We start from the raw sequence: 21,502 nt of genomic DNA on the forward strand, positions 1-21,502 counted from the left end.
ATCTTTTTCGGCAAGCCTGATATTGTATTCCTTGTTTCACCCGCTACTTAATCTGGGTAATACCAGGAACATCATTACAGCGCATATGCGCGAAAGGATTTAATCATGGCAACTGGCACAGTTAAATGGTTCAACGACACTAAAGGCTTCGGTTTCATCGCTCCTTCTGACGGCAGCGACGACCTGTTTGCACACTTCTCCGAAATTCAGTCTGACGGCTTCAAAACCCTTCAAGAAGGCGCTAGCGTTTCTTTTGACGTTACCCAGGGTAAAAAAGGCCTTCAGGCTTCTAACATCAAGCAAACTTCTTAATATTTATTATTAAGTGTTTGTTCAGACCTTAGGGTCTGACTGACAAGGCCCGCTTCGGCGGGCCTTGTTGCGTTTGGGTTCAGTAAAGTTGTAACCAAACCAAACAAGCCGCCAACCACGGCTTGCCTGCCCTTCTTCTATGCGTTTTTAATCCATTTATTCACTCGCACATCAACACTCACGGTGAGTGTCTCCAGTGCTGCCGCTCTTTCGCGGCCCTCAGCGCTTGCCCGATAAAGATGCGGGGTCATGGCCAGCAGATCCGCAATGGACTCTTTACCATTCAGTGTGAGCGAGTAACTGACCGTTTCAGCTACTTGCGCAGTGAATCCTTCCGGCACTAACTGCTCACCACTGCGCTCAGGCTTGAGCGTTGGATAAATGATTTCGCGCAGCTCGCGCAAATGATTTGCGCCTGCTTCTACCTGTAACAGTATCCCCCCCGGCTTGAGCACCCTGGCAAACTCGCTCATCACGTGAAAGCCGAACATGCATAGCAGCCTATCCAGCGAGGCAGATTGCACAGGCAAGTTAGCGTTACTGCCTACTACCCAAGTGGCAGACGGGTCTTTTTGACGACCCTGCTCTTTATGAAAACTCTGTTTGGCCGAGGCCATGGCCGCCCATTTGGAAATATCCAGGCCAATCAGCTCAAGCTGGGTATTATCAGATGCCGCCTGGGCCAGCTGGCGCAAGTAATAGCCCTCACCACAACCGGCATCCAGACAGCTAAGCGGCATATCTTCCGGCGCGCCGCTCAAGGCAGCGTGATTGATAGCGTCTGCAATGGGCTGATAATACCCGGCATTCAGAAAACGCTGTCGGGCAGACACCATGGCCTTGCTATCGCCTGGGTCGTTTGAACGCTTGTTTTGAACCGGCAAAAGGTTCACATAGCCCTGTTTGGCAATATCAAAACTGTGCCCGGCCGCGCAGCGCCAAGCGCCTTCGGCTTGAGTCAGCGGGTCGCCATCAAGCGGGCAGGCCAGGGCTTTAAACGCGGTTCTATTCATAAAGAAAGCTACGGTTGCTGAAAAGATAACGGGTCATGATGAGTCTCTGCGAACAAGGCAACGATAAAAGGTGGGCAGTTTACCTGACCGCGTCAGTACGTACTAACACGCCGTCGTTGCTTGTTGCCCACTCGCCTTCATCACTCTATTGTTGCGGAAGCTTACGCGCATAGCCCTTGAACAACCCATGCTGCCACTGGCGCACCGCGAGCACCGAGGTAGTACCAAAGCGCTGAGTGATGGGCAGGCTGCTTTCCCGTTCACAGAGTTCATGGAACTCCTTGGCCAGCCGCTGCATGATCTGTTGCCACTCGTCGTTACCCGCCCGGGAGAGCAGGCCGTTGAGGACCAGCAGCTTTTCGCTTTCGCTGTCAAAACGTGAGCGAAAAAAGTCGTTGGCAATATGTTGCTGGAAGAACTGCTGAATAGGGCCGCCAGGCCGCCAGCGAAAATTAGGCGCTACTCTGCGTTTAATTCGGTTACCCGGCAACAGCTGGATAAGGGCAAGCCGTTCAAGCTTAAGCAGTTGCTGGGTGCATTCCGCTTCGCTTAGCTGATACTGATGATGAATCTCAGCAAAGCTATAACCATTGATTACGCAAACGGCAATCAAGAATAGCTTGGGGTCGTCAGCAATACTCTGCTCTTGTGCCTGGGTAAGCTCTTGCAGGCGGCGCTCTTCGGTTTGCATGGTCTGCACCAGCTCGGCAAATTCAAGGTTGAGCTGCTCACAGATGCATTCAAGGCGTGCTAACGTGATATTGCGTTCAGCAAAAAGCCGCTTAACTGAGGCTTCGCTTAATCCAAGCCACTGAGCCACATCGGCGTAGGTTTTTCCCTGCATTCGCAGTTGGCGCTTTAAAGTATTAAGCAGTGAGTCGGTTTGAGACACAGCGACCTCCTGGCGTAAAGTATCGAATAACGATACTTTACCGCACAAATAACGCAACTCATCTTTAAAAGGTTGCGTAAACCAGAGCTATAAAGGAAAGTCCGATGACTTCGAGACGCAAACAAGGCTAACGAACCATGCAACGACTGCTCCGCACGCCAGGTGCCTGGCCTTATCTCATCGCTATCTTTCTCAATGCCTTTATGGATTTAGGGCATAAGATTGTGATTCAAAATACAATCTTCAAAAGCTACGATGGCACCGTCCAGATAGTCTTGACGGCGCTGGTGAACGGGCTGATTCTGCTGCCCTTTATCATGCTGTTCAGCCCTGCCGGTCATGTCGCCGATACCTACCCCAAAGTGCGCATTCTACGCTTTTCGGCGTGGGCAGCGGTGGCCATTTCACTGGGTATTACCGCCGCTTACTACCAAGGCTGGTTCTGGCTCGCCTTCGCCATGACGCTACTTCTGGCGATTCAGTCAGCTTTCTACTCCCCGGCCAAATACGGCATGGTCAGAACCCTGTTTGGTAAGCCGCGTCTGGCAGAAGCCAATGGCCTTATCCAGGCGCTTACCATCGGCGCTATTCTGGCCGGCACAGTGATTTTCACCGCCTTCTTCGAAACCTGGACACCTCTTGCGAACCAATCCCCTGACCAACTGTTGCGCCAAATTGCCCCGCTAGGCTGGTTGCTGGTGGTTAATAGTGTGATTCAGGTGCTGGCTCTTTACCGCTTGTCACTGGATGCCCCACCCACGCCAGGCACGCCGCTTACCTGGCAGCGCTACATTAAAGGCAGCGCTCTAAAATACAATCTACGCCTGGTGGCATCGCAGCCCGTATTAAAGCTTTCGATTATTGGTCTGGCCACGTTCTGGTCGGTCGGCCAGGTGCTGCTGGCGGCTTTCCCCGCCTATGCCAAAGGTGCTCTAGACATCGGTAACACGCTGGTGCTTCAAGGTATTCTCGCGGCCAGCGGTATCGGCATCGCACTGGGCTCGGTACTCGCCAGCAAGCTTTCCCGCAATCGGATTGAAACGGGTTTGATTCCCGTTGGTGCCCTGGGCGTGGCCGTTGGCTTGTGGTGCCTGCCGCTCCTCACGTCGCCGCTTGGTCAGGCGCTGAACTTTGTGTTTATCGGCTTGATGGGTGGGCTATTTATCGTGCCGCTCAATGCGCTAATCCAGTTCCATGCCGCTGACAATGAGCTGGGTACCGTGCTGGCCGCCAATAACTGGATTCAAAACCTCGCCATGCTGGGCTTTTTGGTGCTCACGGCGCTATTCGCTTTAGCGGGCGTGGATAGCCACTATCTACTGCTATTGATTGCCAGCGTAGCGATGATCGGTGGCGGCTACACCATCGTTAAGCTGCCCCAGAGCCTGGTGCGCTTTTTACTCGGTTTTCTGCTTACCCGACGCTACCGGGTGGATGTTCACGGCCTGGAAAACATGCCCGCCCAGGGTGGCGTGCTGCTACTGGGCAACCATATCAGTTGGGTGGATTGGGCCATGGTGCAGATCGCCAGCCCCCGGCCGGTACGCTTTGTGATGCTTAAAAGCATTTATCAACGCTGGTATCTACGCTGGTTCTTTAAAGCGCTGGGCTGTATTCCGATTGAACGCGGCGTTGGTGCCGAGCAGGCGCTGACAGCGGTCGCCGATCAGCTCAACGCCGGTGAAGTGGTGTGTCTGTTTCCGGAAGGCGCCATCAGCCGCACGGGACAACTGGGCGAATTCCGCAAAGGCTATGAGCGCGCCTGCAAGATGGCCAACCCCGACGTCAAAATCGTTCCGTTTTATCTGCGCGGACTATGGGGCAGCCAGTTCTCGCACTCCTCCAGCAAATTGAAAGAGCTGCGCTATGCGCCGCTGCACCGCTCAATCGTTGTGGTGTTTGGCCGCACGCTACCTAAAGAGACCCCGGCGGACGTGCTTAAACGGCGCATTTTCGAGCAGGCTACCCGCTCCTGGCAGCTTTCGATGGAAAACCTGCATACCCTGCCGGATGCCTGGATACGCAGCGTCAAGCGCCGCCCCGGCCAACCAGCCCTGGCTGACACCATCAGTCGCCCGCTGAGTGCCGCGAAGGCGTTAACCGCCAGCATTCTGATGGCCAAACGTATTCGCAAGCAAAGCAAAGCGCAAAACGTTGGCCTGCTGCTGCCCACCAGCAGCGCTGGCGTACTTGCCAATATGGCGTCACTACTGGCGGGTAAAACGGTAGTTAACCTCAACTACACCGCAAGCCAGGAGGCGCTGGCGTCTGCCTTGGCACAAGCGGAGATTGAAACCGTTTATACCTCGCAGCGCTTTGTCGAAAAGCTTGAACAGCGCGGGCTGAATATTGCCGAGCTGCTTGCCAAGCAGAATGTTGTCTACCTGGAAGCGCTGCAAGCCTCAATGGGTCGGGGTGAGCGCCTGTTTACCTGGCTTTCAGTGCACCTACTACCTACGGGGCTATTGCGCCTGCTTTATTGCCGAGCGCATGACGCCGAAGCCACCGCAGCCATTCTTTTTTCCAGCGGCAGCGAGGGGCAGCCGAAAGGGGTAATGCTCAGCCACCGTAACCTGATGGCCAACGTGAAGCAGACCTCCGACGCGTTGAACACTGAACATAACGACGTCATGCTGGCCTCACTCCCGCTGTTTCACGCCTTTGGCCTAACGGTTACCCAGTTCTTGCCCTTGATTGAAGGTCTACCGCTGGTGTGTCATCCCGACCCGACCGATGCCGTGGGTATCGCAAAAGCAGCAGCCAAGTATCAAGCGACCATCATGTGCGGCACATCCACGTTCCTGCGCCTGTTTACGCGTAGCTCCAAGGTTCATCCGCTGATGCTGGATAGCATAAGAGTGGTGGTGGCCGGGGCGGAAAAGGTCGACGACAGCGTACGCAGCGCGTTCCAGCTTAAGTTTCATAAGCTGATTTACGAGGGATACGGCGCAACGGAAACCTCCCCCGTGGCGGCGGTCAACCTGCCCGACGCACTGGATATCAACTATCTGCAGGTTCAGCGTGGCGCCAAGGTAGGAAGTGTGGGCATGCCCTTGCCCGGCACGAGCTTCAAGATTGTTGACCCGGAAAGCTTTGCAGAGCTCTCCACGGGTGATGCGGGCATGATTCTGATCAGCGGTCCCCAGGTCATGCAGGGCTATTTGAATGACCCGGCACGCACCCACGCTGCGCTGTGCGAAATTGACCATCAGCAGTGGTACGTGACTAACGATAAAGGCTATCTAGACGAGGATGGCTTTTTAACCATCGTTGACCGCTACTCGCGGTTTGCCAAAATCGGCGGCGAAATTGTCGGCCTTGCCGCAGTAGAACAGGCCGTGAAAGCCACGCTGAACGACCCGGACACGGCCATCATGGCGGTCAACATACCGGATGCAAGTAAAGGCGAGCGAATTGTGCTGCTATCCGAGACACCGCTGGATGCTAAAACGGTCAGGGCCGCGATGCTGGAAAATAGCATATCGCCCATGATGTTACCCAGCTACTGGCTAACGGTAGATACCCTTCCCCGCCTGGGTTCTGGCAAGCAGGATATCGCTGGAGCCAAGCGCTTGGCACAGGAAAAACTAGCCGAAAATGAGAAGCAGCCAGCGCCTTAGCCCAGGCAACCGTGTGTCGGCAGTTTAAGAAGTAGCACGTGTTCACCCCGAACACAGACAGCGCTTCAGCCTTGAGGCGCTACCTGATCTTATCGGCTGAACCTCGGTGTAAATTAGTAGATTTTATTCACTGAAAGCGCTGAGTTTTATCCATGGTTTCTAAATTGATTGTGTATTAGATTGCTACTGGCTATTTCGAGGTAGGGTGTTTCCTCGAAGCCCCATACCCGAAACTAAGGAACGCGTTATGCCCAACCCCGCGATCAATATTTACAAGCAGCGCCGCAGTCAATATGTCATCGGTAAAGATATCCCCATTAGCCAGACTGTAGTAACCGCGCTGATCAAGGAAGCCGTCAAGCAGGCGCCTACCTCGTTCAACTCACAAAGCTCGCGTGCGGTGATTTTGTTCAATGAACAGCACGACAAGTTCTGGCAGCTAGTCATGGATACGCTGCGCAAGATCGTACCGGCTGACTCTTTTGAGCCTACCGAGAAAAAAATTAATAGCTTTGCCGCCGGCGCGGGCACCGTCCTGTTTTTTGAAGACCAGGATGTGATCAAAGGGCTGCAAGACAAATTCCCGCTCTACGCTGACAATTTCCCTGTTTGGTCAGAGCACGCTACGGGTATCGCCCAATTTGCCGTGTGGACAGCGCTTTCAGAAGCCGATATCGGCGCCAGCCTGCAGCACTATAATCCCATCATCGACGACGCCGTATTTGAAGCGTGGGATCTACCGTCTTCCTGGAAGCTGCGTGCCCAGATGCCTTTCGGCTCTCATGAAGCGCCGTTCGGTGAAAAGACCTATATGAATGACGAAGAACGCTTCCGCGTCTTCTCCTAAGCAGCAAAGCCTCCCCGTATAGAAGCGCCTTACCGCCCGCTGGCGTATTCAAACCAGCGGGCGGTAACGTTTAAATACGGCATTTATACCAAGACGTTAGCCGCCCCTGACCTTACGAAGCGGGCTTTTTATTTGAGCTGTCCGTATCGTTAGAACTTTCCGACTCATCTGTATAGCGCGCGCTTTCTGTCTCGCCCGAGCTTTCTGATTCGTCGGAACGTTCTTCGTCTGATGAATCGGATGCTGCATCCGCGCTTTCTTCATGCTCAGACTGGTCCTCGTCTGAATGCTCTTTCTGCTCGGCATCTGCCTTTGACGCAGCCTTCTTGGGCCTTTCACCTTTGGCCACATCGTTATGGCTGATCACCATAACTTCGCGAGGCCACCACTCTGGATGTTGATCGCGAATAAATGTCATCAGCTTTTCTCGAACATTCATTTCCGCGGTCCAGCCGGAAAGCGGGTCAGACGTCATCAAATAGCAGGTAATGGTCTGGGCCGTGGCAGTCTGCCCCGTGACATAGCAGAGCAGCTTATGGTGCTCGACCACACTGTCCTCTTCCTTGGCAACAGCCAGAAACTTTTCTCTGATCACTGAAATATCGGCGCTTAAGTGAAGAATCAGCTCCAGGCCGCGGTATATTTTGGCGCTTTTAACCGAGAGGTTTTCAAAGGGTTTGGAGGTAAAGTAGGTGACCGGCACGATCAGCCGCCGATCATCCCATACCCTCAAACGGATAAACGTATAGAAAATGCCCTCTACATAGCACCACTGCCCTTCGAACATCACCAGGTCGCCGATACGAATCGGTTTAGCAAGCGACAGCTGAAAGGAAGACAGGATATTGCCCAGCACCGTTTGCCCGGCAATACCCACGAGTACCGCCAAGACGCTCGCCGAGGCTAAAATCGATAACCCCAACGTTTCAAAGAGCTGGATCTTGCTTAAAACATAAATCGAAACGCTGATTACCGTAAGCAGAATGATGCCCCGGCGTAAGGCGTATAACGAGGTTAAAAGCTTACGCTCATCCTTGGGTTTGGTGTCGTCAATTTCCCCCACCAGGCGGCGCGTCATGCGCAGCATAATGGTATCTATCAGGCGAAGCGCAATGGTACCGAGGCTCCAGGCCAGTATGGCGATCAATACAATCCGAAAAGTGGTTGTGGCGACAGCGGAAAACGATACGACGTAGTCGAGCAGCGTTTGGGTCACCAACGACATCATGATCAAGGCCATCGGACCTTTAATTCGCGCAGCGAAGATGCTTCGTGCCCCGCTCGGCAGCAAGCGTGCCATCAGCTCAACCAAGTGGTAGCTTCCCCAACCCACGAAGGTAATCACCAACAGAAAAATCGGAATGGCGATCCATTCCCATATCTTGAGCATCCCAAACGAAGCCTTTAAGCGGCTGGGGATATACTCTTCCAGCATTGAAGGACCGTACTCTTCATAAAGATCCGGGATGTAGGTAATGCTGTCTGGCATGATCAACCAGACGGGGTCCTGGTCATCTAACCGGTAGCGCCCCAGGCGAATATCGTAGTCCTGGCCTTCTATTTTCAGCGACGCAAGCTCAATATCTCGGCGCGGCTGGCCCGCCAGGGGGTTTTGACCGGTGGGGTCTTCAACAGCGGCGTCCTGACGACCGGAAAGGTTTGAGGCATTCATCCACTCACCGCGCCGCAATACTTCGGCTAACTGACGGGTCAACAACGCGCCTTGGCTCTGCTGCTCTTCCGCTGACAGGTCATTAAGATTCAGCATGTGTGCCGCTTCGGCAAACTTTTCCTCGTTGGTTAACCTCAAAAAACTGCGTATCGACTCACGCGGGGTTGCGCGCCGAACGTCGTCAGGCGCCTCATCCAACCCTTCATTTAGCGTACTAATCGCGAACCAACGGCTATCCTGGTCTTCTTCTCCCTGAGATTGCGCCGTGCAGAGGCTGGAAAATGCCAATGCTATTACCAGCACTATCCATGTAGGCCACGAGCCGTGTGCTTTCATAATTACTTTATCCATAGAGGTGAGCCGACGTTTGTCCACCAACGATCAGTAGGTAACACTGTTTTATCCGTGTCAGTGGTGAAACGAATTACAGCCTACCTATGTGGATCAAGCAAGCCAAAGCCTGACCGTCTTATCAGCTCAGTCAGGCTTTAGTCTTACCCAGGCGGCGCTAACGTGCCTTACGCCTAAGCTTTACTCCAGCTTGGTAAGCCGCAGCCGGGAAATTCTGGAAGAGGGCAAAAATGAGTCTGACCGCGCTTCTTCCCAGTACTGCTGAAACACCGTGTGCTCGCAACGGCCACTGAGCAGTTCATCAGGCTTTAAAAAGGTAAACATCTGATCGTAAGACTGAATCTCGTTTTCAGACACCCGCCGAATAATGTGCTCAGGCCCCAGCTCACTAGGGTGGCTAAGCCCGGCGGCGCCCAGCATTTCCGCCAACGCTTTTAAGGTATTGCGGTGGAAGTTGTACACGCGGTCTGTTTTGTCAGCGATATCCAGATGGCGGCTGCGGTTGGGATCCTGAGTAGCCACGCCGCTTGGGCACTTATCGGAGTGGCAGTTGAGCGCCTGGATACACCCTAGAGAAAACATGAACCCCCTGCCCGCATTACACCAATCGGCCCCCAGCGCCATGGTGCGGGCAATATTAAAGCCGGAGGTAATCTTGCCTGCCGCGCCAATTCGAATCTCCTCGCGAAGCCCAGCGCCCACCAGCGTGTTGTGCACCAGCGTTACAGCTTCGGTGAGCGGCACCCCCATACGGTTGATAAACTCAAGCGGCGCAGCGCCGGTTCCGCCTTCACCGCCATCCACCACAATAAAATCCGGCCTTTCACCGCTTTCCAGCATGGCTTTAACAATCGCAAACCATTCCCAGGGGTGACCAATCGCCAGCTTGAAACCTACCGGTTTGCCGCCGGAAAGCGTGCGCAGCTGGCCAATAAAGCTCATCAACTCCAGCGGGGTTGAGAACGCTGAATGGGCGGCAGGAGAAATCACATCCTGGCCCATAGGTACTTCTCTTGCCTCAGCAATCTCGGCGGTTACCTTGGCTGCGGGCAATATGCCCCCGTGGCCTGGCTTGGCGCCCTGAGAAAGCTTGATCTCGATCATCTTAACCTGATCATCCGCTGCGTTGGCGGCAAAGCGCTCGGCGTTAAACGTGCCGTCCTCGTGACGACAGCCGAAGTAGCCGGAGCCTATTTCCCAGACCAAATCACCGCCATGCAAGCGGTGGTAGCGAGAGATCGAGCCTTCGCCCGTGTCGTGATAAAAGCCACCCTTGTAAGCGCCGGCATTCAGCGCCTCGATGGCATTACCGGAGAGCGAGCCAAAGCTCATCGCCGAAATATTAAACACGCTGGCAAAGTAGGGCTGGCTACAGCGACTACCGCCCACCTGAACGCGAAAGTCAGCGTCTTCAATGGTATGGGGAAGCAGCGAGTGATTAATCCACTCATGGCCCGGCTGATACATATCCCGAAGCGAACCAAAGGGCTTCTTGTCGCTCTCGTTTTTAGCGCGCTGATAGACCACGGCACGCTGCTCGCGGGAAAAGGGCCGTTCATCCAGATCCGACTGAATAAAGTACTGGCGTATTTCCGGGCCGATCGACTCCAGAAAATACCGAATATGGGCAAGCACAGGATAGTTACGGCTTACCGTGCGCTTGCGTTGGCGCACGTCGTGTAAACCCAGCAAGGCAAGGCTGCCAAACACCACCACGCCCAATAACCATATAAGCGAGAAGGACAGCCCTATGAGTGAAATAGCCAACAGACACCAGCAGGCAACAAAGGCAACGTTACGCAGTGGCAGGCGGGTGAGTCCTCTTGCTTCAATCATGTGCGCTAAAACTCCTTGGGGGGCGGATTAATCATTAGCAAAGTAATGACTAGCATAACGTACGCGGCAACCATAAAGGTAAGTTGAGCATTAAGTGTCGTACGAATGCAGCTGCTGGGAGGACAGCGTATTCATGTTCCATTCAGCGAATACGTTTATGCTACGTGCAGCCAATCGAATACCCATTGGGTTGAATGCCATTGTGTTGAATGCCGTCTGGAGCATGAGTATGACAGTAAAATATTGTGGCGCGGGCCGCCTGGTTGCCGCGCTGACATTGGTGTTAATAGCGACTAGCGCAGCTGCTGAGCAGCCTTCACAGGGTGAGCAACCTTTACGAGTTGAACAACTGCAACGCTGTGGCAATCTGCTGGCGATGGATATTCAAGAATTCTGCCTGCGTGTCAGCGGGCTGGATGACACCGATTTTCAAGTGAAGCTCAACGGCACCCCACTTCACGCAGAAGGCCTTGACCACGATGGAGATCGAGTGCGGGTGCGCATCAATAGCGCCGATGCGCAAAGCGGTCCTCTGTGGTTCGAGCAGCACGAACAGTCCAGCAATCCGGTTTGGGTCAGCCTCAGAGGCAGCCATGTGCTGGCGGCCACGGATCAAGAGACCGCCAAGAACATGGATGACATTACCACCTACGTGGATCTGATCAGTCTGATCATTGAAGAAGACTACGACGGTGCCGAGGAGGCCCAGCGGCTGGCAGAAAAATACGGCGCTGAAGTCGTCGGCATGATCCCGCCGCTCAATACCTATCAATTGCGCTTACCCGTCGACAACCTGGAGGAGCGCGATGCGTTAGTACTCAGGTTAGGCAGCGAGGTCAGCATCGATGCGGTCGTCGTCGAAGAATCCGGCGCAGAAGAAACCGCTGAGAGTGAGGCAAACAACCTACCCAATGCAGATGACCAGCGATGGGCATCCAATCGCTTTCTGGATGCCGTGAACTATTACCAGCGGCGTCTGCCGCAGAACGGGGATATCGAAACGCAGCCCATACGCATTGGCGTCATTGAGAGAGAAGTCGACTTTGATTCGCCGGATTTTGCCGATTACCTGGGCGACTGCCGTAAAGATTCGTCAAGAACCTGTGTTTATGCACGCGATGCCGCCACGCCCGATGGGCACGGCACCACGGTTGCCGGCGTTTTGGCCGCGGCCTGGAATGAAGGCGGCAACAGTGGTTTTCTACGCGGCTTGGACGAGGTAGGCCCTGGCTTTGATGTGATTGTGGACCGCAATTCAGATGCAGGCATTACCGCCAATGTCGCCGCCTCGGTGAACCTTGTGGAAGACGGTGTCCGAGTGCTCAACTGGAGCTGGGGCATCCACCGGGTAGGCGCTACCGATATTAACGGCGACGAGGTTGATTCATTAGTGCGCTCAGGCATTGCCATGAGCGGTTATGAAGAACTGCTTGAAGAGTTCTTCTTATGGCTGCGCCGAGAACATCCGGATGTAGTGGTCGTGAACTCAGCGGGCAACGCATCATCGTTTTCTGGGAGTGATGATTATCGGCTGCCCTCCTCGTTCGTGACCGAGCAGCTGTTCGTAGTGGGTGGGCATGAGCGCAGTGATGAGGACGTCCCGGTGGAAGATCCCCGTTACGTGATCAAACGTGAAGCATCGAATATCGATATGCGCGTGGATATCACTGCGGCGGCCTGTGTGCGCGGATCTTCCCTGATAGAGGGCGAGCAAGGCGAAGCCCACTGTGGAACCTCCTACGCAACCCCATTGGTGGCCGGCCTGTTGGCCGCAATGATGTCGATAGATCCAGAACTCACGCCAGCGCAGTTACGCATTCTGCTCCGCCGCGGCGCCATGACCATCGGTGAAGAGTACGATTTCGAGCCGACTGATGCCGATGACCTGACCGCACCAATTTTACCGTCAGAACGCGCCAATGACCTGAATCATCCGGATATTGGCCTTTCCGCTCGGCTGAATATGTACAAGACGCTGGATCTAACGGTGCAGAGTCTGGAACGAGACCGCTAGGCTATCTAGACCGACGCAGAAAAGCCCACCCCACGGGGTGGGCGATCGCCGCATCATACTCTTTTAGGAACCATCAACTTGCTTGCCGTACGCACCGTGATAACGATGGCGCTTGCGGCAACGACGATCAAAAACGCTCCTAACGTCAGCATCGCCGTGAAGCCGAATAAATCGAACAGTATGAGTCCGGCGACACATCCGCTCAGGAATGAAAAAATCGTTATTAAATGGGTATGTAACTGCTTTTGAAAAAAGCGCCGATCAAGCGATCCATCACGTGACACGAAGGATGACAAGAACGAGCCTAGCGCGATGCCCGCATCGGTCAGTGTGCCGGTCACATGCGTCGATCTCACCCGACCATTGGACAGTTGCGTTGAGGTCGAGTTATGCACCCCCATCAAAAAGCCCAGCATTATCAGCACTTGCGAGTTGAAGTGCGTCGAATACACCAGAATTTCAAAAAGTGATACGGCGACCAGAGCCGCGCCTTCAACTAGAAGTATCAGACAGAAGATGGTTCTTATTTTCTGACCTGCGATCACCGCAATACGGGCAAGCATCCCTCCCATTACGAAGGCAATGAGCAGAGTTGCCAGAAACAGAAACCCATGCGTATCGGAGCTTGCCACTTCGCTTGGCATTTGCGAGACGTTGCCACTCATATGCGAGGGGAGAAAACCAAAGGCGCCCAATGCCATGGCATTGAGAATACCCGCAGCCGTCGCCAGCACCATTGCCAGATAACGATCTTCGGTATGAGATCGAGCTTTCTTCTTTTTGATTAGCACAATTGCGTCTCCAACTACCGGGCTGACAGTGAGTAGTTACGACACTAATACTAAAGAATAATTCTCATTTGTCTAATTAAGTAAGTACTTCCCTATTAGCACCTGGCGCCAAACCTTAAATAGCCAGCAAACACTGCAGACGAAGACTCTCTTGTCACTCCTCCCCTGCAAAGCAAGATTCGTTTAAGCTCTCTATGCTATAAAAAGAGTGAAACATCTGGCATCTATCAGATAACTCACTAAGCTCTTGTCTCTTTACATGACTTCAGGCCACGTTAAGGATGTTATGGGTCTTCAAGAAATCGCTTTTGGCGGCATTTATCTCAGCCCTCTGCTGATTTACGCATTGATTGGGTTTGTCGCCACTCTGGTGACCCGCTCCTTGCTTCATTGGATAGTCGGGCAGTACGCGCTGTGGTACGAGGCATGGTTCGACATCTCTCTTTTTGTCATCTTTACCGCAGCCACCACCTTCATCTTTACCATTTTGCTTGAAAGCCCTTAAGAGAGACCCTTAATGCGCCCTTCGCTTCGTATTCTGCTGACCCTTATTATTGTCGCGATTGCCGTTGCCGCCGGTGCCTGGCTATGGCGCTATTACCTTTATACGCCCTGGACGCGCGACGCCCGCGTGCATGCAGAAGTCATCACCATTGCCCCGGATGTCTCCGGCTGGGTACGCACCCTTAACGTGGCCGACACCGATTACGTTGCCCAGGGTGATACGCTGTTTGAGATCGACGATGCACGCTATCAAGCGGCAGTGAATAAAGCCCAGGCAACGGTAGAACATCGTCAGGCAACGCTTGAGCTCAACCGGGCCGAAGAGGGCCGCCGCAATCAGCTGCGCAATAGCCGCGCGATTAGCGCTGAGGATCAGCAGGTTGCCCAGGTAAATTCGCGCATTGCCGCCGCTGACCTGCAGCAGGCTGAGGCTGATCTGGCAAGCGCCCAGCTTGACCTGGAGAGAACCCAGATTAACGCGCCGGTAAGCGGTCATGTGCTGAATGTGCAGCTTTCGGCCGGTAACTACGTCAACCGCGGAAGCTCAGTACTGGCGCTGATCGCCGCCAATTCTTACTACGTGGTGGGTTATTTTGAAGAAACCAAAATGGCCACAATTCACGTGGGCGACCCGGTCGATGTCGTCTTAATGAACGGCGATACGCACCTTAACGGCCACGTGGTAGGGATTGGCCGGGGCATTGCCGACAGCAATACCAACCTGAACCAGCAACTGCTGCCTCAGGTTGCGCCTACGTTCAACTGGGTACGCCTGGCGCAGCGCATCCCGGTACGTATTGCCCTGGATGAAATCCCCGATGAAACGTTGCTGAGTGTCGGCATGACGGCCACCGTTCATGTCCGTCCTGTCGAGCGTCCTGCCGAGCGCGCTACCGAAACCCAAAACGCACGGCCTGAGTAACCCATGTCGCCGTTCGTTCAAACGTATTTAATGCCCAACGCCACGGCGGTCAAATTTGCCATCAAGACCACCCTGGCGATGATGCTCGCGCTCTATGTGGCGCTCTGGTTTGACTTGGAACGCCCCTACTGGGCGCTGATGTCGGCGGCGTTTCTTCAGATTCGTCCGATGAGCGGCATGGTGATCGAAAAAGGCATCTGCCAGCTTGGCGGCACTTTTATCGGCGCCGTGGCGGGCATCATTATCATGGCCCTGTTCGCTCAAGCGCGTATACCCGCGCTGATTACCCTGACCGGCTGGATCATGCTGTGTACCTATGTCGGCTCGCTATGGCGTAACAACTACACCTACGGTTGCCTGATGGCCGCGGTGACCGCCATGCTGATCGTGGTTATTTCCAGCGGTAGCACGCCTGCGGGGATTTTCGATATCGCGGTGGCGCGCCTTTCTGAACTGGGGCTGGGCGCGGTCTGCGCGATGCTGGTCAGTTCGCTGCTATGGCCATCCCACGTGGGAACGCACCTGGCGACCCAAGCAGACAGCGTCATCAATGAAGCTTTTGAGCATGCCGCCCTGCGCCTGGAAGCCAGCGACGACATTCCTGCGATGCAGAAGGCCCTGCGCGGCAGTTTAGGGCCATTAACCTTACTTGAATCCGATAGCCAGGCGGCCCGCTTTGAAGGCCCGGTCGGCCCTGGCCGAGTGCGCGCGACCCATGTCCTCACACGGCGCACGCTGCGCTTTTTCGCCAATTTGCAGGCGCTCCATCAGCTCATGCACGATCATGCCGACCGGCTTGATCCACAAAGCCTGAAGCTTGCCTGTCAGGTGGCTCAGGGGTTTCGGGAGGCCGAGCACGTTAAAGGCGTTGCTGACGCCAGAAAAACGCTTCAGGCGCTACGCCATCTGGTGCATGAAAATAACGACGAAACCACCTTGGCACCGCTGGATCGTCGCCTGCGCCTGGGGCTACGCGAGTCCATTGGCCACGCCATGGTGATGCTTGACGCCCGCGAAGCGATAGCCTCCCCGGGGCGCTATCAATTGCGCTCATCGCCGCTGGCCTGGCACCGCGACCACCTCGCCGCAAGTATCAACGCGATACGCTCAGGGATTGTGTTCTCGCTGCTCGCGGTCTTCTGGATTGTTACCGCCTGGCAAAGTGCCATGATCGCCATGATGCTGGGCACCCTGTTTTCGGCCTTCTTTGCCAGTCGTGACAACCCGATAGCGATTACCATGATGTTCTACAAAGGCATGCTGGCGGCCATTCCCAGCGCCTTTCTGTTCGGCCATGTGCTGCTCTCTCAGGCCAATAGCTTTCCATTGCTGGCACTCATTTTCGGGACACCGCTATTTTTAGGCCTATTAGGCGCGACTAACCTGGCCACGATGGGCTACTGCCTGGCCTTTACCATCTTCAACATCCTGCTGACGATGCCCGGCAACGGCATGGACTTCTCGTTTGACAGCTTCGCCAACCGGGTAGTCGCGGTGGTAATCGGCCTGAGCTGCGTGGTAATGGGCTTTCGCCTACTGCCAGGGCTGGGGACTCGGCTTAGGCGGCGGCGTTTGATCAAGGCAATATCCAATGATATTCACGAGCTAAGACGCCGTTCAATTCGCGATGCTGAAACCCGCTTTAGCGGCCATATGGCCGACCGCCTTCTGCATCTGGCCCAGCACGACGATATGCTGCCCGAAGAACAGCGCCACCTGTTTATTCTTGGCCTGACCGGGCTTGATTTAGGCACCGCCACACTGCGGCTGCGCGACCGGCTTGACGATGCGCCGCATCCACTCATTCGTGAAGCGCATCAAAATGTGCTGCGTGCCTTAGCGGTGGGTTTTGAAGACAGCGCTACTGGCCACCTGCCAAAAGGCATTCGTGAAGCGGGAAAACAGCTGGAAGACGCCATTACCACCCACGGCGATATCTCCGCCGACCGCCGCGTCCTGCTGGAAGGTCTGATTGAGCGCCTGGAACTCTCGCTTGAGCGCCTGGCGCGCATTATGGCAGAACGTCCGCAGCGTAAGCCTAAACCGCAGGCCAAGCACTTTGCTCAAGAAGCACAAGACCCCTAGCTACTTGGTGAAAACCGGCTCTTTTAGAGCGGTGGAGGCCCCTGGGGCTATATCGGAAGACGTGAAGGAATTTAGCCGCTTGGCAATGGAGGTGCTACATGTCTCGTCCACGCAGAGTCTGGCTTGCGGTCGCCGCCATGTTCTTTCTCAACGGCGGGCTGTTCGGCACCTGGGCTTCGCGCATTCCTACGGTGGCGTTGCACCACGACCTGGATGGCGGACGGCTCGGCCTGCTGCTACTCGTGCTGGCTTTTGGCGCTCTGATCTCGTTTCCGTTGGCGGGCAGAGCTTCGGATACCTTCGGCGCCGCGCGTGCGACCCTCGCGATTGCTCTCGCCTACACCCTTGCTCTAGTGATGATCGCTTGCGCTTTCAACCTCTGGTTGACGGCGGCGGCGCTGTTTCTCTTCGGTGCCGGCCATGGTGCCATGGATGTCACCATGAACAGCTGGGCTGGCGAGGCGGAGCGCTTCATCGAAAAGCCGGTCATGTCATCATTTCATGCCATGTGGAGTTTGGGCGCAGGCGTCGGTGCCGCGGCGGGCTATCTGGCGGTCAGCCTGGAACTATCGCTGCTTACCCACTTTTCGCTTATCGGCATCGCGATGTACGTGAGCATGATCTGGCTTGCGAGTATCGGCTGGAAATCTGAAACAAGGCCCCGTCCGGCGGGGGCGAAACGCTTTCCGCTGCCCCATGGTGTCCTGCTTTGGGTCGGGATCATCGCCCTGTGCGCCTCACTTGGTGAAGGCGCCATCGCCGATTGGAGCGCACTGTTTCTGGTCACCGTCACGTCGGCGACCACGGCCCAAGGAGCAATAGGGTACGCCGTATTTTCGCTGGCCATGGTCATCATGCGCTTGATCGGCGGCGGCGTGATTTCCCGGCTAGGCCCGGCAAACGCGGCACGCTTTGCCGGGTGTTCGGCCACCATCGGCGTGCTTCTCGCCGTCATTCCCGCCAACTTCATGGCCGCGCTGCTTGGCTTCTTCTTCCTGGGTATCGGCTACGCGCTTATCATGCCGCTGGCATTTTCCCGCGCGGCCAACGATCCCGATACGCCACCGGGCGTCGCCATCGCCAGCGTAGCGTCCCTGGGCTATGGCGGCATGCTGCTCGGGCCGCCGTTGATCGGCTTTACCGCTCACTTCATCTCGCTGCACTATGCCTTCGGAATACTTGGCCTGCTGGCAGTGTGCATCGTGTTCATTGCCTCATCACTTGAGCGCTTCTAGCGCCTGTTCAGCCAACGCTGGTTTTCAGCTATCGTTTAGCCGAACAGGCGCGCTAGGTGCTGGGTGTAAGCGGCCATATCGCGCTCGACGTCCGGTGCCTTGATCACATCGTTGGCGATAAAGATGGGCAGCGCTTCCAGGCCAATAAATTCCTGAGACTTGTGGAACGGGAAGTAAACGCCATCAACACCGCGACCCTCAAAGAAGTTATCCGCTTCATCGAAGGCGGCCAGCGGTGCATTCCAGGTAAGTGAAAGCATATAACGACGCCCTTGCAACAAGCCGCCGCTACCGTATTGCTTGGTGGGGTCCTGGCGCGAGCGGCCGTCGCTTGCGTAAAGTGAACCGTGCCCGGCGGTAAAGACTTCATCAATGTAGCGCTTAACGGTCCAGGGCGCGCCCATCCACCAGCCGGGCATCTGATAGACGATGGTGTCCGCCCAGAGGAACTTTTCCACCTCGGCCTCCACTTCGTAGCCCTGCTCAATCACCGTTTCACGAACTTCATGGCCCTGCTCGGCTAACGTACTCCAAGCCACATCATGCAGGGTATTGTTGAGCTCACCGCCAGAATGGGCGAACGGCTTGCCGCCATTGATTAACAGAATCTTCATCGTTAAAAACCTCTTACCCAATAGATAACCTTGCCTGTCGATAGGTGATAACCCTACCGGTATGGCTTGAATGTTGGCTATTATGAGATGCTCACAGGCATGGAAAAACCCGCCCCTTGGCAAGAGACTTTTGATATAAAGTCAACAAACGTGTTTTAACCCAATAGGCGCGAGCCGCAGTTATGAAAACCACCCTTGAAGAGCAGCAGGCATTTATTACCGTAGTGGATAGCGGTTCGATCACCGGCGCCGCCGAACGGTTGAGTATTACGGTGTCGGGCGTCAGCCGAGCGCTTAATCGCCTGGAACGCAAGCTGGGCGCCACCCTACTGCGTCGAACCACGCGGCGCCTGGAGCTGACCGAAGAGGGCGAAACGTTTTTAGATCACTGCCGCCGCATCTTGACCGCGGTAGAGGCGGCGGAAGAGTCGGTTCAGGATCACCACGGCCAGCCTCAAGGGCGGCTGCGGGTAAATGCCGCGCCCAGTTTCATGCAGTTCGTCATTGTGCCAGTGCTTGGTGAGTTTCGCGCCCGCTACCCAGGCATAACGCTACAGCTGGACACCCACGACCGTTTTGTAGACCTGCTGGAACAGCGTGTGGATTTAGCCATTCGTATTGGAGAGCTTGACGACTCATCGCTGCATGCACGGCGCCTGGGCCATAGCCCGCTTCGTATTCTGGCAAGCCCCGCTTACCTTAAGCGCGCGGGCACTCCACAAAGCATTGAAGACCTTGAGCGCCACAGCCTGCTCGGCTTCAGCCAGCTTGACCACCTTAATCGCTGGCCGCTGCGCCGTGCCGATGGTGAATACTTACGCATTACGCCCGCCCTCTCCGCCTCCAGCGGCAGCACGCTGATTGAGCTCGCGCTTAAAGGCGAAGGGATCGTCTGTCTAGCCGACTTCATGACCATCACGCCCCGCAAGGCAGGTGCATTGGTCGATGTACTGCCCAATCATACCGAACGTCAAATGCAGGCCGTCAATGCCGTCTACTACCGTCAGGCCACGCTATCCCAGCGCGCCCGGCTGTTTATGGATTTTCTGGCCGAACGCCTGCCGGGGGAGTATTTGCAGGGTTAAAAGTCTGGGCTAACGATGATTAAAGCCCAAACATCAGCGTTCGATGCGTCGAAAGTCCTGCCATGACACCGTCAGCCACGGCAAAAGTAACGGATCCTCCCGCACGGGCTACATCACCGCAGGCAAAAATGCCTGGAATGGAGGTAGCCTGCATCGCATCGGTTTTGACGATGCACCCCATTGGCGTTTCTTCAAGCTCACACGCCAGTTGAGCCACTAAGGGCCCAAGGTGCAGCGTCGGGGCAACGAAAAGCCCTGCTAGCGAAAACTTACGCCCATCGCTCATCATTAATTCAATGCCCGCACCGGATTGTTCAGCCAATTGAGCAACGGCGCCACGCTCAATATGTGCACCGCGTGCCTCCAACTGAGTCAACTGTTCGCTACTCGGCTCGAAGGCATCGTTCAAAAACAGCGTGGTTGCTCCCCAGTCCGGCAGCATCAAGCCATGGTGCATCGCAAGCTCAGAGGTCGCCAGCACGCCAATCCCTACCTTGCCCAACTCGTAGCCGTGGCAGTAAGGGCAGTGAAAAACGTGTTTGCCCCACAAGCCGGCGAGCCCTGGTAAGCTCGGAAGCTCATCGGTCACGCCAGCGGCCAGAATAATGCGCCGTGCCTGATAGGTGCTGCCATTATTGAGCACTACCAAGAAGTTATCCGCCTGCCCGGTTACCGCCTCCACACGCCCTGCCTGCCACTCAACTGTTGGGTACTCCATTAGCTGACTGCGAGCGTCTGCCGCTATTTCGCCCGGCGGCACACCATCTTGAGCTAAAAAGCCATGCGAATGGGCGGCAAAACGATTACGTGGCTCCCCCGCATCAATCACCACTACGTTTCGCCTTGCCCGCGCCAACTGCAGACCCGCTGCCATGCCCGCATAGCTTCCGCCAATAATCACTGCATCAACACTCATCATCTGTCTCCCGTTGTGCCCGCCAGAGTAAAACCATTTCATGTATCTTTTATTGATACATTAAAGACCTTACAAGAGCAAGTCCCGTATTCTCAGGAGTAAAGGAGTCAGCGAAATAATGCGCTATCAGAGCGTCGGTAGCTGATAACCCTTGCGCGTGGCGATATTGTCAAACTGTTCGGCAAGCTCCGCGAGAGTAACGGCGCCCAAGCGATTGATAAGCAAAGCCTCGGCCTCATGCATGGCGTCAAAAATCGCCGCGTTGACTACCTGTTCTACCGCGCAATCAGGGTTGGTATGATCCGTGCCAATAGCGAAAATGCGCGGCCCACCCACGGCGTTGTGGATGTCCAGCAGGGTTACGTTGTGCAAATCGCAGGCGATACGCCAACCGCCGTTATGTCCCTTTTCGGATTTCACATAACCCGCCTTGCGCAGCCCCGCCATTGTACGGCGTACTACGGCCCCATTGGTGCCCAGCATGGCGCCGATCTGTTCAGAGGTAATCGGCCGGGATTCGCGGGCAATGTGCAAAAGCACATGCAGCATACGAGAAAGGCGGCTATCGGTTCTCACGGGAAAACATCATCCATGTAGAAACAAGGGAAATGAAGGATAGCCGAACTTTAGCATATTCATTACCGGGCGCTGGCATCCACGTCACGCTTTTCCAACGTGCCCGGCTGTGCATGGAGTTTTTGATAGAGCCGTTGTCGATGATGTATATAAACGCTTAAACCAACACCTCCATGACGAATATTTTACCGTTTTGACGGTTAAGCAGAGCAAGAGT

17 protein-coding genes are annotated in these 21,502 nt (G+C 55.2%); 9 read left to right on the top strand and 8 right to left on the bottom strand.

Going from position 1 to position 21,502, the window contains the following annotated elements:
- The first annotated feature begins 105 nt into the window (after positions 1-105).
- On the top strand, positions 106-312 hold the full coding sequence (locus tag ACT3R7_RS09110; protein ID WP_018917934.1) for a cold-shock protein: 207 nt from the start codon (positions 106-108) through the stop codon (positions 310-312).
- Positions 313-449: 137 nt separating this feature from the next.
- Here ACT3R7_RS09110 and ACT3R7_RS09115 read toward each other — a convergent pair whose 3' ends face one another.
- Positions 450-1,325 (bottom strand): putative RNA methyltransferase, encoded by an 876-nt coding sequence (locus tag ACT3R7_RS09115; RefSeq protein ID WP_192537551.1) that lies wholly within the window; start codon positions 1,323-1,325, stop codon positions 450-452.
- Positions 1,326-1,470: 145 nt separating this feature from the next.
- Positions 1,471-2,217 carry a helix-turn-helix domain-containing protein gene (locus tag ACT3R7_RS09120; protein WP_192537552.1) on the bottom strand — a complete coding sequence of 249 codons (747 nt, stop codon included), beginning with the start codon at positions 2,215-2,217 and terminating at the stop codon, positions 1,471-1,473.
- A 137-nt stretch (positions 2,218-2,354) separates the two neighbouring features.
- Here ACT3R7_RS09120 and ACT3R7_RS09125 point away from each other — a divergent pair, with 137 nt between their 5' ends.
- On the top strand, positions 2,355-5,837 hold the full coding sequence (locus tag ACT3R7_RS09125) for an acyl-[ACP]--phospholipid O-acyltransferase (protein WP_496199017.1): 3,483 nt from the start codon (positions 2,355-2,357) through the stop codon (positions 5,835-5,837).
- Positions 5,838-6,084: 247 nt separating this feature from the next.
- Positions 6,085-6,684: a nitroreductase family protein gene (locus tag ACT3R7_RS09130; RefSeq protein ID WP_192537554.1), complete on the top strand. Its 600-nt coding sequence runs from the start codon at positions 6,085-6,087 to the stop codon at positions 6,682-6,684.
- 112 nt (positions 6,685-6,796) lie between these two features.
- On the opposite strand, the gene ACT3R7_RS09135 is transcribed toward ACT3R7_RS09130, so the two are convergent.
- Both ACT3R7_RS09135 and ACT3R7_RS09140 read right to left on the bottom strand, forming a co-directional pair.
- Complete coding sequence (locus tag ACT3R7_RS09135; protein ID WP_226940173.1) at positions 6,797-8,692, bottom strand: mechanosensitive ion channel family protein; 1,896 nt, start codon at positions 8,690-8,692, stop codon at positions 6,797-6,799.
- A 195-nt stretch (positions 8,693-8,887) separates the two neighbouring features.
- Positions 8,888-10,543 carry an FMN-binding glutamate synthase family protein gene (locus tag ACT3R7_RS09140; RefSeq protein WP_193091993.1) on the bottom strand — a complete coding sequence of 552 codons (1,656 nt, stop codon included), beginning with the start codon at positions 10,541-10,543 and terminating at the stop codon, positions 8,888-8,890.
- A gap of 229 nt (positions 10,544-10,772) precedes the next feature.
- On the opposite strand from ACT3R7_RS09140, the gene ACT3R7_RS09145 reads away from it, so the two are divergent.
- Positions 10,773-12,557 (top strand): S8/S53 family peptidase, encoded by a 1,785-nt coding sequence (locus ACT3R7_RS09145; RefSeq protein ID WP_193091992.1) that lies wholly within the window; start codon positions 10,773-10,775, stop codon positions 12,555-12,557.
- 53 nt (positions 12,558-12,610) lie between these two features.
- Here the strand turns inward: ACT3R7_RS09145 and ACT3R7_RS09150 are convergent, their stop codons facing one another.
- Positions 12,611-13,348 carry a YoaK family protein gene (locus ACT3R7_RS09150; RefSeq protein ID WP_318782746.1) on the bottom strand — a complete coding sequence of 246 codons (738 nt, stop codon included), beginning with the start codon at positions 13,346-13,348 and terminating at the stop codon, positions 12,611-12,613.
- A gap of 286 nt (positions 13,349-13,634) precedes the next feature.
- Here ACT3R7_RS09150 and ACT3R7_RS09155 point away from each other — a divergent pair, with 286 nt between their 5' ends.
- From ACT3R7_RS09155 to ACT3R7_RS09170, 4 genes are all read left to right on the top strand, one after another.
- Complete coding sequence (locus tag ACT3R7_RS09155; RefSeq protein WP_192537557.1) at positions 13,635-13,853, top strand: DUF1656 domain-containing protein; 219 nt, start codon at positions 13,635-13,637, stop codon at positions 13,851-13,853.
- Between the two features lie 12 nt (positions 13,854-13,865).
- Positions 13,866-14,774, top strand: coding sequence for an efflux RND transporter periplasmic adaptor subunit (locus ACT3R7_RS09160; RefSeq protein ID WP_192537558.1), 909 nt, complete (start codon positions 13,866-13,868; stop codon positions 14,772-14,774).
- 3 nt (positions 14,775-14,777) lie between these two features.
- Positions 14,778-16,859 carry an FUSC family protein gene (locus tag ACT3R7_RS09165; RefSeq protein ID WP_192537559.1) on the top strand — a complete coding sequence of 694 codons (2,082 nt, stop codon included), beginning with the start codon at positions 14,778-14,780 and terminating at the stop codon, positions 16,857-16,859.
- A 98-nt stretch (positions 16,860-16,957) separates the two neighbouring features.
- Positions 16,958-18,094, top strand: a complete 1,137-nt coding sequence (locus ACT3R7_RS09170) for an MFS transporter (protein WP_192537560.1) — start codon at positions 16,958-16,960, stop codon at positions 18,092-18,094.
- 35 nt (positions 18,095-18,129) lie between these two features.
- Here the strand turns inward: ACT3R7_RS09170 and ACT3R7_RS09175 are convergent, their stop codons facing one another.
- Complete coding sequence (locus ACT3R7_RS09175; RefSeq protein WP_192537561.1) at positions 18,130-18,708, bottom strand: NAD(P)H-dependent oxidoreductase; 579 nt, start codon at positions 18,706-18,708, stop codon at positions 18,130-18,132.
- A gap of 182 nt (positions 18,709-18,890) precedes the next feature.
- Here ACT3R7_RS09175 and ACT3R7_RS09180 point away from each other — a divergent pair, with 182 nt between their 5' ends.
- Positions 18,891-19,793 (top strand): LysR substrate-binding domain-containing protein, encoded by a 903-nt coding sequence (locus ACT3R7_RS09180; RefSeq protein ID WP_192537562.1) that lies wholly within the window; start codon positions 18,891-18,893, stop codon positions 19,791-19,793.
- 19 nt (positions 19,794-19,812) lie between these two features.
- Here the strand turns inward: ACT3R7_RS09180 and ACT3R7_RS09185 are convergent, their stop codons facing one another.
- Positions 19,813-20,709 (bottom strand): NAD(P)/FAD-dependent oxidoreductase, encoded by an 897-nt coding sequence (locus tag ACT3R7_RS09185; RefSeq protein ID WP_192537563.1) that lies wholly within the window; start codon positions 20,707-20,709, stop codon positions 19,813-19,815.
- A gap of 126 nt (positions 20,710-20,835) precedes the next feature.
- Positions 20,836-21,285, bottom strand: coding sequence for an Rrf2 family transcriptional regulator (locus tag ACT3R7_RS09190; protein ID WP_192537564.1), 450 nt, complete (start codon positions 21,283-21,285; stop codon positions 20,836-20,838).
- Between the last annotated feature and the right edge of the window lie 217 nt (positions 21,286-21,502).

It is taken from the genome of Halomonas sp. AOP43-A1-21 (genome assembly GCF_052376775.1).
In the GTDB taxonomy this organism is placed as follows: Bacteria; Pseudomonadota; Gammaproteobacteria; order Pseudomonadales; family Halomonadaceae; genus Vreelandella; species Vreelandella colorata.